Source organism: Geodermatophilus aquaeductus, assembly GCF_900182545.1.
Taxonomy (GTDB): domain Bacteria; phylum Actinomycetota; class Actinomycetes; order Mycobacteriales; family Geodermatophilaceae; genus Geodermatophilus; species Geodermatophilus aquaeductus.
Genome location: NZ_FXTJ01000003.1, coordinates 289,721 through 301,772, shown reverse-complemented (window position 1 = coordinate 301,772; position 12,052 = coordinate 289,721). Strand labels below are relative to the sequence as shown.

The window sequence follows — 12,052 nt, the reverse complement described above, 5'->3', positions numbered from 1 at the left end:
GGGGCCACCTACGGTGGGCGGCGTGCGGCGGTTCTTCTACGACACCGAGTTCATCGAGGACGGGACGACGATCGACCTCGTCTCCATCGGCGTCGTCGACGAGACCGGTCGCGAGTTCTACGCGGTGAGCACCGAGTTCGACGAGCGCAAGGCCATCCCGTGGGTCCGCCGCAACGTCCTCGACCAGCTCCCGCCGCCGGCCGACCGGGCCTGGCGCGACCGGCGGCGCATCCGCGACGACCTGCTCGCCTTCCTCACCGGCCCGGGGGAGGAGGTCGAGCTGTGGGCGTGGTTCGCCGCCTACGACCACGTGGCGCTGGCCCAGCTGTGGGGGCCGATGACGGGGCTGCCCCGGGCCGTCCCGCGGTTCACCCGCGAGCTGCGGCAGCGGTGGGACGACGTCGGCCGGCCGGAGCTCCCACCGAAGCCGGCCAGCACGCACGACGCGCTCGTCGACGCCCGCTACAACCTCGCCCGCTGGCAGGTCATGGAGGCCGCCCGCAGCCGCTGAGCGTGCAACTCCGCGGACGTGCACGGTGCACGTCCGCGGAGATGCACGGCTAGACCGTGAAGACGGCGAGCAGACGGGTCAGCTCCTGCGACAGCCCGTCGAGCTCCACCGCGGCCGCGTGCGCCCGGCCGACGTCGTCGGCGCTGTCGCGGGCGTCGGAGCTGACCGACGTCAGCGTGGTCGACACCGAGCCGGTCCCCTCGGCGGCCGCGGCCACGCTCCGGGTGAGCTCCCGGGTGGTCGCCGACTGCTCCTCCACCGCGCTGGCGATGGTGAGCTGGTGGTCGTTCATCGCGTGCACGACCTCGGCGATGCGGGTGATCGAGCCGACCGCGGTGCCGGTGTCGGCCTGGATGGCCTCCACCCGGCGGGCGATGTCGTCGCTGGCGCGGGAGGCCTCCTGGGCCAGCTCCTTGACCTCGTTGGCCACGACCGCGAAGCCCTTGCCCGCCTCGCCGGCCCGGGCGGCCTCGATGGTGGCGTTGAGCGCGAGCAGGTTGGTCTGCTCGGCGACCGCCGCGATCACCCGCACGACCTCGCCGATCTCCGCGGAGCTGGTGCCCAGGGCCGCGATCGCGCCCTCGGTCTGGCGGGCGAGCTCGGCGGCCTGCCGGCCCACCTGGGCGGCCTCCGCGGCGCTGCGGGCGATGTCGGTGATCGACAGGCCCATCTCCTCGGCGCCCGCGGCCGCGGCGGTCACGCTGGCGCTGATGTCGCTGGCGACCGTGTGCGCCGACTGCGCCTGGTCGCGGCTGCGGGCCGCCCGGGTGGCCAGCCCGTCGGCGACGCCGGCCACGCCGGAGGCCGACGCCGCCACCTGGCGGGCGCACTGGCCGATGTCGCGCACGGTCCCGGCCACCTTGTCGACGAACCGGTTGAACGCCGCGGACAGTTGGCCGACCTCGTCGTCGCTGCCGACCGGCATGCGCTGCGTCAGGTCGCCCTCGCCGTCGGCGATCTCGGCCATGCGGGCGCGCAGCTGCTCCAGCGGCGCGGTGAGCCGGCGGGCCACCTGCCAGGCCAGCACCCCGCCGAGCAGCGCGACCACGACGGCGGCGAGGACGAGCGCGGTGACCATGGCCGAACGGCCGTCGGCGAGCTGGTCGACCGGGCCGGTGAAGTCGGCGTCGCGGGCGAGGGTGACCAGGACCCAGTCCCACGGCGCGTAGTAGGTGACCTGCGCGGTCGTCGCGCCGGCGTCGGGGTCGGTGAAGTGCACGGTGGCCTGCTCGCCGTCCTCCAGCGCGAGGGCGGCGTCGACGATCTCCCGCACGTACGGGCGACCGTCGGCGTCGGTGGCGTCGACCAGCGCCTCGCCGTCGCGGACGCCCCCGGGGCTGACCAGCACGGTGCCGACCCGGTCGCCGGTGCCGCCCCACACCTCGACGTGCCCGTGCGCGCCGACCTGCGTGGCCTCCAGGCTCTCCCGCAGCGCGGGGATCGCCTGCTGCTGCTCGCCGACGTAGAGCATCCCGACCAGCTGGCCGGCCCGGTCCAGCAGCGGGGTGTAGGCCGCGACGTACCAGGAGTCGACGACGAAGGCGTTGCCGCGGTAGGTCTGCCCGGAGGCGACCGCGGAGACCACCGGGTTGGGCTGCCCGTCCGGGTTGACCGCGGGGATGTAGGTGCCGATCGCCCGGCTGCCGGTGGCCGAGGTGACGTTGGTGGCCACGCGGAGCATGTCGCCCGACGGGGTCCGCTGGAAGATCGTCGCGGTGCCGCCGACGAGCGCCTTGACCTGGTCGACGACGGCCGTGGGCACAGCGGGGTCGGCGTTCTGGCCGAGCCAGGCGCCGCCCACGGTCACCCGGGGCAGGTCCACGGGCGTGACCTCGCCGGAGAGCTGGTTCTTCGCCTCCCAGCGCACCAGCCCGCCGGGGCCGCCCACGGCCAGGCCGCCGGAGTCGGCGAGGACGTCGAGGGCGACGGCGAGCTGGCTGTCCACGCGCGCGGCGGTGGACTGCCCCTGGGTGGCGACGACGTCGTGCACGCCGGCCGCGGTGCGCTCGACGCTGGCCTCGACCAGCTCGGTGACCGAGTCCTCGGTCGTGTCGGCGAAGCGCGCGCTCTGCCACGCGCTCACCCCGGCCATCGCCCCGCCGGTGACCGCGACGCTGGCGACCGCGAGCGCGACCACCTTCGTCCGGATGCCCCACTGACCGAGCCTGCGCACGTCGTCCCCCTCCCGGGCCGGGCGGTTCCCACGGCACCGCGCGCAGCGTCGGCGCGCAGCGGCCGGTCCTGTACCGGAACCCGGCGGCCTGGGGCGTCCGGGACGGGTGGGACGAGCCGCGACGGCCGCGTGACCGAGGGAGGACGTGGTCAGGCGGGGGCGAGGACGGCCTGCGTCTGGGTGACCGAGGCGACCGCGCGGCCCTCGTCGTCGGTCACCTCGGTGAGCACGACGATCGTCGAGCGGCCCACGTGCAGCGGCCGGGCGGTGGCGTGCGCGGTCCCGCCGCGGACGGCGCGCAGCAGCGACGTCGCCGAGGCCAGGGTCGACGTCGAGGCGCCGGCGGGCAGGTTCATGAAGGCGCAGACCGCCCCGACGGTGTCGGCCAGCGTCATCAGCGCGCCGCCGTGCAGCACCCCGCCGGCGGTGCAGCGCTCCGGCGACCAGGGCAGCCGCCCGGCCACCTCACCGGGGCCGGCACGGTCCAGTTCGATCCCGGTGGCGACGGCGAAGGGCATGAGCGCGAGCAGGGCGGCGGGGTCCATGGGCGGATCCTGCCGTGTGGTGCCGTCGAGGGTGACCGCGGTCACGTGCATGGTGCAGGATCGGCCCTGACCTGCGGATCGTCCCCCGGGAGGCGTCGTGCGCATCGGCATCCTGACCGGCGGCGGGGACTGCCCCGGCCTCAACGCGGTCATCCGCGCCGTCGTCCGCAGCGCGGTCGCCTCGGGGGACGAGGTGGTCGGCTTCCGCGACGGCTGGCGCGGCGTCCTCGACGACGACGCCGTCGCCCTCGACCTCGCCTCCGTCCGCGGGCTGCTGCCCCGCGGCGGCACCGTGCTCGGCACCTCCCGCACCAACCCCTACGCCATCGACGGCGGGCCCGGGCGGCTGATGGCCACGCTCGAGCGGCAGCGCATCGAGGCGCTGGTGCCGGTGGGCGGCGAGGACACCCTCGGTGTGGCCGCGAAGCTGGCGGGGGAGGGGCTGCGCGTGGTCGGCGTCCCGAAGACCATCGACAACGACCTCGACGGCACCGACTACACCTTCGGCTTCGACACCGCCGTCGGCGTCGCGATGGAGGCCATCGACCGGCTGCACACCACCGGCGACAGCCACCACCGCACGCTCGTCGTCGAGGTGATGGGCCGGCACGCCGGCTGGATCGCGTTGCACGCGGGGATGGCGGGCGGCGCCACCGTGGTGCTGGTCCCCGAGCGCCCCTTCGACGTCGAGGCGGTCGTCGGGCACTGCCTGCACCGCTTCGAGTCCGGCTACTCGCCGATCATCGTCGTCTCCGAGGGCGCGCGGCCGGCCGACGGCGCGCTGGTCACCGCGTCGGGGCAGACCGACGCGTTCGGCCACGTCCGGCTCGGCGGCATCGGCGCGGCGCTGGCTGCGCTGCTGGAGGAGCGCACCGGGCGGGAGGCGCGGGCGGTCGTGCTCGGCCACGTCCAGCGCGGCGGCACGCCCTCGGCCTTCGACCGGGTGCTGGCCACCCGCTTCGGCCTGGCCGCGGTCGCCGCCGTGCAGGAGGGGCGCTCCGGTGTCATGGTGGCCCTGCGCGGCACCGACGTCGTCCTGGTGCCGATCGCCGAGGCCACCGCCCACCTCAAGCTGGTGCCCCTGGAGCGGTACGCCGAGGCCGAGGTCTTCTTCGGCTGAGCGGCGGGCCCGCCGTACCCTCGGGGCGTGAACCCGCCCGAATCCGTGCTGCAGGTCCCCGGTCTCGACCGGTGGCGGGAGCTCCCCGCCGCCCAGCAGCCGCAGTGGCCCGACCGCGCCGCCCTCGACGGCGTCCTGACCACGCTGGCGACCGTGCCGCCGATCGTGGCGCCCAGCGAGGTCGACGAGCTGCGCGGCCGGCTGGCGGAGGTGGCGCAGGGGCGGGCGTTCCTGCTGCAGGGCGGGGACTGCGCGGAGACCTTCGACCTCAACACCGACGCCCACCTGCAGAGCACCACGCGCACGCTGCTGCAGATGGCCGTCGTCCTCACCTACGGCGCGAGCGTGCCCGTGGTGAAGGTCGGCCGGGTGGCCGGGCAGTACGCCAAGCCGCGCTCCTCGGAGCTCGACGCGCTGGGCCTGCCGTCCTACCGCGGCGACATGGTCAACTCGCTGGAGCCGGTGCTCGAGAAGCGCATCCCCGACCCGAACCGGCTGGTGCGCGCCTACGCCAACGCGGCCGCGGCGATGAACATGATCCGCGCCTACGCCCGCGGCGGACTCGCCGACCTGCACGCCGTCCACGACTGGAACAAGGACTTCGTCGCCCACTCGCCGGCCGGTGTCCGCTACGAGGTCATCGCCCGCGAGATCGACCGCGCGCTGGCGTTCATGAAGGCCTGCGGCGTCGACGACACCGCGCTGCGCGGCGTGGAGCTCTACAACAGCCACGAGGCGCTCGTCCTCGACTACGAGGCCGCGCTGCTGCGCGTGCACGGGGGCCGGCCCTACGCCTCCTCGGCGCACTTCGTGTGGATCGGCGAGCGCACCCGCCAGCTCGACGGCGCGCACGTGGAGTTCATGTCCCGCATCGCCAACCCGATCGGCGTCAAGATCGGCCCGACGACGACGCCCGAGCAGGCCACCGAGCTCGTCGAGCGGCTCGACCCCGACGGCGTCCCCGGCCGCATGACGCTGATCAGCCGCATGGGCAACGGGAAGATCCGCGACGTCCTGCCGCCGATCGTGGAGAAGGTCACCGCCTCCGGCCACCAGGTCGTGTGGCAGTGCGACCCGATGCACGGCAACACCCACGAGTCCTCGACCGGCTACAAGACCCGGCACTTCGACCGGATCGTCGACGAGGTCCTCGGCTTCTTCGACGTGCACCGGGCGCTGGGCACCTGGCCCGGCGGCATCCACGTCGAGCTCACCGGCGAGGACGTCACCGAGTGCCTCGGCGGCGCGATGGAGATCAGCGACGAGGACCTCAACAGCCGGTACGAGACCGCCTGCGACCCGCGGCTGAACACCGGGCAGTCCCTGGAGCTGGCCTTCCTCGTGGCGGAGATGCTGCGTGGGTGAGCACGACCTGATCGACCTCCGCTCCGACACCGTCACCCGCCCCACCCCGGCGATGCGCCGGGCGATGGCCGAGGCCGAGGTCGGCGACGACGTCTACGGCGAGGACCCGGCCATCCGGGCGCTCGAGGAGCGGGTCGCGGACCTGTTCGGCCACGAGGCCGCGCTCTTCGTGCCGTCCGGGACGATGGGCAACCAGATCGGCATGCGGCTGGTCTGCGAGCCCGGCCAGGAGGTGCTCTGCGACGCCGACGCGCACGTGGTCACCTACGAGATGGGTGCCGCGGCCGCGGTGTTCGGCATCTCCACGCGCACGGTGGTGTCCGACGGCGGCCTGCTCGACGCCGGCGCGCTGATCGAGCAGGTGCGCCCGCGCGGTGACTGGCACCTGACCGCCACCGCCGCCGTCGCCGTGGAGAACACGCACAACCGCGGCGGCGGGCGGGTGCAGCCGCTGGGCGAGCTCGAGCGGCTCTTCGCCTGGTCCCGCGAGGCCGGGGTCGCCGTGCACCTCGACGGCGCGCGCATCTGGAACGCCTCCGTCGCCTCCGGCGTCGACCTGGCCACCTACGGGCGGCTGGCCGACACCGCGTCGGTGTGCCTGTCCAAGGGGCTGGGCGCGCCGGTCGGGTCGGTGCTCGTGGCCTCCGCCGAGCGGATCGCCGTCGGTCGGCTGTGGCGCAAGCGGCTCGGCGGCGGGATGCGCCAGGCCGGCGTGCTCGCCGCGGCCGGGCTGCACGCGCTCGACGCCCACCTGTCGCGGCTGGCCGAGGACCACGAGCACGCCCGGCTGCTGGCCAAGCGCCTCGGCGTCGACCCGTCGACCGTGGAGACCAACATGGTCGTCGTCGACGACGTCGCGGCCCCGGTCGTGGCCGAGGCCGCCAAGGCGCGCGGCGTGCTCGTCTCGCAGGTGAGCCCCCGGCGGATCCGCCTGGTCACGCACCTCGACGTCGACCGGGCCGCGGTCGACCGTGCCGGCGACGTGCTCGCCGACCTCCTCGACCGCTAGGACGCCTGCCGGCCACCGCTGCGATGGCGGGCAGGCGCCGCGGCTCAGTACGCGCTGAACAGCAGCCGGTTGGGCGTGCCGGCCCGGCCGGCGGTGCGCGACATCGTCACGTGGTTCGTCGTCGCGGCCGCGGTGACCGCGCCGGCGACCGTGGCCGGGGCGGCGGCGGGACTGCCGGACAGGTACAGCGCCGCGACGCCGGCGACGTGCGGCGTGGCCATCGACGTCCCGCTGATGGTGTTGGTCGCCGTCGTGCCGGTGTGCCAGGCGCTGGTGATCGCGACGCCCGGGGCGAACAGGTCGACGCACGAGCCGTAGTTGCTGAAGGAGGCGGCCCGGTCGGCCCGGTCGGTGGCGCCCACGGTGAGCGCGGCGGGCACCCGGGCGGGGGAGGAGGCGCAGGCGTCCTGGGCCACGCCCGCGGAGTTGCCGTTGCCGGCCGCGACCGCGTACGTGACGCCGTCGGCGATGGAGGCGCGCACGGCGGTGTCGATCGCCGTGCTGCCCCCGCCGCCGAGGCTCATGTTCGCCACCGCCGGGGCGCCGGCCGCGTGGTTGGCGGTCACCCAGTCGATCCCGGCGACGACGCCGGAGGTGGTGCCGTTGCCGTCGCAGCCGAGCACCCGGACGCCGACCAGTCGCACGCCCTTCGCGACGCCGTACGTGCCGCCGCCGACCGTGCCCGCGACGTGCGTGCCGTGGCCGTTGCAGTCGTCGGCCGAGCCGCCGTCGACGGCGTCGAAGCCGGACACCGCGCGGCCGCCGAAGTCGGCGTGCGCGTAGGTGATGCCGGTGTCGATGACGTAGGCGGTGACGCCGGCGCCGGTGGCGGTGTAGCCGAACGTGGTGTTGAGCGGCAGGTCGCGCTGGTCGGTGCGGTCGAGGCCCCACGGCGCGTTGGCCTGCGTGCCGTCGGCGGTGACCACCTGGTCGCGCTCGACGGCGACGACGCCCGGGATCGAGGACAGCCGGCTCGCGGCGGCCTCGGGCAGCTCGACGGCGAAGCCGGTCAGTGCCGCGGAGTAGACGTGCGCGATCCGTCCGCCGATGCCGCGCGCCCGCTCCGCCGCCTGGTCGGGCAGGGTCGAGCGGTCGACGGTGACCACGTAGGTGGCGCGGGGGCCGGCGTCCGGCGGTGCGGCGGCGGCGGGTACGGCGGTGACGCCGAGGCCGGCGGTCGTCAGCGCGACGATCCCGACGGCCAGGGTGCGACGAGTGGGCAAGGACGTCTCCTCGGGGAGGCTCCCCGCTGCCGGTCGGCCGCGGGGTGATGCGAGCCAACGTCGTGTCGTAGATCACCGCAAGCGAAGACGCGAATGCGCAGGGTGACCGCGCGTGTCGCCGTCGCCCGGGCGTGCCGGTCCGTGGTGATCACCTCCCGCCCACGGCGGTCCGCCGGGCGCCAGGACCACCGTGGACGGGTGGTGATCACGCCTCGAGCGCCGCGGCCACCCGGGCGACCAGCTCCTGCGGCCGGTGCATGTCGCGAGCGGTCACGAAGACCACCCGCCATCCCGCTGCCAGCAGGCGGTTGAGCCGCTCGCGGTCGCGCGCGAACTGCTCCGGCTCTCCGTGCCAGGCACCGTCGTACTCCACCGCGAGACGGCGGTCCGGCCAGGCGAAGTCGACACGGGCCACGAAGCGGGAGCCCTGCCGGACGACGAACTGCGCGACGGGGAGGGGCAGCCCCGAGCGCGCGAGCAGCAACCTCAGCCGCGTCTCCTGAGGCGACTCGGCGCGTCCGTCCGCCGCCGCCGCGACCCGCCGCGCCTGGGCGCTGCCGCGGCACCGGGGCAGGGCGGCGGCCGCGGCCCGCACCGCCGAGAGCTCGGCGACGCCGGCCAGCACGAGCTGGTCGAGCAGGACGACGGCCTCGTCCTCGTCGCCCCGCCGGGTCAGGTCGAGCGCTGTCCTGGTGCCCGACGTCCAGCACCAGCGCCCGTCGGTCACCACGTCGCCGTCCAGGGATGCCGTGCGCACCAGCACCCCCGAGGTCGGGTGCCAGCGCACGCCGGGAGGCAGCACGACCTCGACGGGGTCGTCGGGACCCGCGAGGTGTCGGGCGCCGTGCCGGACCGCGGCGGTACGACCCCCGAAGACCGCCGCGGGAGGCGCGACCAGGGCGACGGCGTCGGCCTGGACGAGGTGGGTGACCGGCCGGTCGGCGGCCACGTAGACGTCGGGGCGCAGCCGTCGCCAGGCCGATGTCCGGAGCTGGCCCCGCGTCAGCAGGCCCTGGCGCAGCGCCACGCTCCCGCGGAAGGGTCGGCGCAGCAGGTCGGGGGATGGCTGGAGCACCGCGGCAGACTCCCCGACGCGCGCGATCTCCGCCGGCGTCGTCCACAGGCATGATCACCTCCCGTCCATGGTGGTCGGGACCCCGGCCGGACCACCCTGGACGGGAGGTGATCACCCTCAGGCGGCGGAGGAGACCTCGTGCGCGGGGCGGCCGTCGCGCAGGGCGCACAGCAGCGCGATGTCGCGGGCGTGGCCGCGGTCGGCGCTCGGCGTCTCGACGACGACCGGCACCCCGGCCATCGACGGGTGCGCCATCAGCTCGGCGAAGGCGCCCACCCCGATCGAGCCCTCGCCGATCGTGGTGTGCCGGTCCCGCTTGGACCCGCGCTCGTCGAGGGAGTCGTTGGCGTGCACCAGCCCGAGCCGGCCGGGGCCGACGGCGGCCTCCAGCGCGTCGAGCGTGGCCGTGGTGCCGCCGGGCGCGGCGAGGTCGTGCCCGGCCGCCCAGGCGTGGCAGGTGTCCAGGCAGACGCCGACCCGCGGGTGCATGTCCAGCGCCGCGAGGTAGGGGCCGAGGTCCTCGACGGTGGCCGCCAGTGACCGGCCGCCGCCCGCCGTCGGCTCGACCAGCAACCGCGGGCCGTCGTCGGGCAGGGCGTCGAGCACCGGCAGCAGCCGCTCGCGCAGCTGCCGCAGCGCGGCCTCGTAGCGGTCCTCGTCGACGGCGGAGCCCGCGTGCACGACGACGCCGCGCACACCGAGCTGCACCCCGCGGGCGAGGTCGGCGGCGATGGTCTCGATCGAGCGGTCGACGGTGGCCGGCGTGGGGGAGCCGACGTTCACCAGGAACGGCGTGTGCACGAACGACGGCACGCCGCGCTCGGCCAGGCCCGCGACGAACGCGGCGTCCTGCGCCGGGTCGCCGGCCGACCGCTTCCAGCCGCGCGGGTTGCCCACGAAGACCTGCACCGCCTGCGCGCCGACGTCGTCGGTGTAGCGCAGCCCGCCGGTGGCCAGGCCGCCGGCGACCTGGACGTGCGCACCGACCGGGATGGAGGGCGCGCTCACCCGAAGCTGAGCAGCAGGTTGACCTCGCTGCCCTGGTCGACGACGGTGCCCGGGCTCGGGCTCTGCCGGTACACGCGGTCGCCGGTGATGAAGGTGGAGGTGGTGACCTCGAGCCCCGCCGCCTCCAGCGTCGCGATGGCGTCGGCGGCGCGTTCCCCGGAAACGTCGGGCACGGTCACCTGCGGCACGCCCTCGGAGACCTGGATGGTCACCTCGCTGCCGAACGGCGCCTCGGTGCCCGGTGCCGGGCTGACCGCCATGACCGCACCGGTGGCGACGTCGGCGCTGCGGCCCGTGGTGCGGGCGACGGTGAAGCCCTGCGCCTCGAGGTTGGCCTGCGCGGCGTCGGCGGGCTGGCCGACGACGTTGGCGATCGCGACCGGCGCGCGACCGCGGCTGACGTACACCGTCACCGGGTCCCCGCGCTTGACCTCCGTGCCGGCCTCGGGCTCGAAGCCGGTGACCGAGCCGACCGGGACGTCGTCGTCGTAGTCCTGCACCTCGGTGGCGACCACCGGGATGTCGGTCAGCGCCTCCCGCACCGCCTCGATCGGCTGCCCGACCAGGTCGGTGGGGACGGTGAAGCGCTCGGGCCCCTTGGAGACGACGAGCTCGACGTCGCTGTTGCGGATGGCCTCCCCGCCCTCGGGGTCGGCGGAGATGACCACGCCCTCGGGCACGGTCTCGCTGAACTGCTCCTCGGCGAAGACGGGGTCCAGCCCCGCCTCCTGCAGCAGGTCGACGGCGGCCGCGCGGTCACTGCCCACCAGCGAGGGGACCTCGGTCCAGCGGCCCGAGCCCATCCACCAGCCGACGGCGCCGATGGTGACCGCCAGGAGCAGCACGACGGCGAGGGCCAGCCGGGCGCGGCGGCGCCGGATGTGCGGCGCGACGCCGCTGCGGTGCGGCGGGACGGGCCGCCGGCCGCCGACGTCGGCGGTGGAGCCGGTGCCCACGGCCGGCAGCAGGCTGGTGCGGCCGGTGCGCGAGGAGCGGCCGCCGAGCACCTCGGTGCCCGGGTCGCTGCCCTCGCCGGGGTCGCTGGGGTGGCGCCGCGGGGGCCGGTTGGTCGGGCGGATGGTGGCCGGGCCGGCCGAGCTGCGCCCGGTGGGCACCGGGACGCGCGCCAGGCCCAGGTCGCTGCGGACGTCCTCGAGGTCGGCCAGGAAGGCGCCGGCGTCGAGCGGGCGGACGGCGGGTTCGCGGCGGGTGGTCCGCTTGACCAGCTCGTCGACCTGCCACGGCACGGTCGGCGCCTCGGCCGAGGGCAGCGGGACGTCGTGGTGCACGTGCTGGTAGGCCACCGCGAGCGGGGTGTCCCCGCCGTAGGGCGGGTGGCCGGTGAGCATCTCGAAGAGCACGAGCCCGGCGGCGTAGACGTCGCTGCGGGCGTCGGCCCGGCCGCGCTCGAGCTGCTCGGGGGAGAGGTAGGCGACCGTGCCGATCAGCACGCCGCCGGTGTGGCTGGTCTGGCCGGTGCCGGTGAGCGCGCGGGCCAGGCCGAAGTCGGCGACCTTCACCGTGCCGTCGTGGCCGATGAGGACGTTCTCGGGCTTGACGTCGCGGTGCACGATCCCGGCCCGGTGCGCGGCCGAGAGCCCGGCGAGCACCGGCTCGAGGACGGCGAAGGCCTCGGCGACGGTGAGCCGGCCGCGGGCCTGCAGCAGGTCGCGCAGCGTGCGGCCGCGGACGAGCTCCATGACGAGGAAGACCAGTCCCTGGTCGGCGCCCTGGTCGCTGACCGAGACGACGTTGGGGTGGCTGAGCATCGCCGCGGCGCGCGCCTCGCGGGTGAACCGGTCGACGAACGTCGGGTCGTGCGCCAGGTGCTCGGCCATGACCTTGACCGCCACCGTGCGGTGCAGCCGCAGGTCGGTGGCGGCGTAGACGGTGGACATGCCGCCGCGCGCCAGCCGCTCCTCGAGGCGGTAGCGCCCCTCGAGGACCAGGCCGACCACGGGGTCGGTCACGGCGGTGTCCACGGGCACGAGTCTAGGAGCGCGCGGCGCCGAAGCGGTCGGCA

Annotated in this window: 10 protein-coding genes; 4 read left to right on the top strand and 6 right to left on the bottom strand. The window is 75.7% G+C overall.

Going from position 1 to position 12,052, the window contains the following annotated elements:
• The first annotated feature begins 22 nt into the window (after positions 1-22).
• The gene (locus FN207_RS10300; protein ID WP_142458399.1) at positions 23-511 is read left to right on the top strand and encodes a polyadenylate-specific 3'-exoribonuclease AS; all 489 of its coding nucleotides are present in this window, start codon (positions 23-25) and stop codon (positions 509-511) included.
• A gap of 49 nt (positions 512-560) precedes the next feature.
• On the opposite strand, the gene FN207_RS10295 is transcribed toward FN207_RS10300, so the two are convergent.
• Positions 561-2,684: a methyl-accepting chemotaxis protein gene (locus FN207_RS10295; protein WP_246065962.1), complete on the bottom strand. Its 2,124-nt coding sequence runs from the start codon at positions 2,682-2,684 to the stop codon at positions 561-563.
• Positions 2,685-2,833: 149 nt separating this feature from the next.
• Complete coding sequence (locus tag FN207_RS10290) at positions 2,834-3,229, bottom strand: PaaI family thioesterase (protein ID WP_142458398.1); 396 nt, start codon at positions 3,227-3,229, stop codon at positions 2,834-2,836.
• Positions 3,230-3,326: 97 nt separating this feature from the next.
• Here FN207_RS10290 and FN207_RS10285 point away from each other — a divergent pair, with 97 nt between their 5' ends.
• From FN207_RS10285 to FN207_RS10275, 3 genes are read left to right on the top strand one after another with little or no spacing between them, the layout of a single operon-like run.
• Positions 3,327-4,349, top strand: coding sequence for a 6-phosphofructokinase (locus FN207_RS10285; RefSeq protein ID WP_142458397.1), 1,023 nt, complete (start codon positions 3,327-3,329; stop codon positions 4,347-4,349).
• 27 nt (positions 4,350-4,376) lie between these two features.
• Positions 4,377-5,714, top strand: a complete 1,338-nt coding sequence (locus tag FN207_RS10280; protein WP_142458396.1) for a class II 3-deoxy-7-phosphoheptulonate synthase — start codon at positions 4,377-4,379, stop codon at positions 5,712-5,714.
• Positions 5,707-6,723 carry a threonine aldolase family protein gene (locus FN207_RS10275; protein ID WP_142458395.1) on the top strand — a complete coding sequence of 339 codons (1,017 nt, stop codon included), beginning with the start codon at positions 5,707-5,709 and terminating at the stop codon, positions 6,721-6,723. The genes FN207_RS10280 and FN207_RS10275 overlap by 8 nt, the downstream gene beginning before the upstream one ends.
• A 44-nt stretch (positions 6,724-6,767) precedes the next feature.
• On the opposite strand, the gene FN207_RS10270 is transcribed toward FN207_RS10275, so the two are convergent.
• From FN207_RS10270 to pknB, 4 genes are all read right to left on the bottom strand, one after another.
• Entirely contained in the window at positions 6,768-7,946 is a 1,179-nt protein-coding gene (locus tag FN207_RS10270; RefSeq protein ID WP_142458394.1) for a S8 family peptidase, read from the bottom strand.
• A gap of 205 nt (positions 7,947-8,151) precedes the next feature.
• Entirely contained in the window at positions 8,152-9,021 is an 870-nt protein-coding gene (locus FN207_RS10265) for an endonuclease domain-containing protein (RefSeq protein WP_142458393.1), read from the bottom strand.
• Positions 9,022-9,138: 117 nt separating this feature from the next.
• Positions 9,139-10,029: a deoxyribonuclease IV gene (locus tag FN207_RS10260; protein ID WP_142458392.1), complete on the bottom strand. Its 891-nt coding sequence runs from the start codon at positions 10,027-10,029 to the stop codon at positions 9,139-9,141.
• Complete coding sequence (gene pknB, locus FN207_RS10255; RefSeq protein ID WP_142458391.1) at positions 10,026-12,011, bottom strand: Stk1 family PASTA domain-containing Ser/Thr kinase; 1,986 nt, start codon at positions 12,009-12,011, stop codon at positions 10,026-10,028. The genes FN207_RS10260 and pknB overlap by 4 nt, the downstream gene beginning before the upstream one ends.
• Between the last annotated feature and the right edge of the window lie 41 nt (positions 12,012-12,052).

Coding starts and splice junctions, on each gene's coding strand:
- FN207_RS10290 (WP_142458398.1), bottom strand. CDS start 3,229: ATGGACCCCGCCGCCCTGCTCGCGCTCATGCCCTTCGCCGTCGCCACC.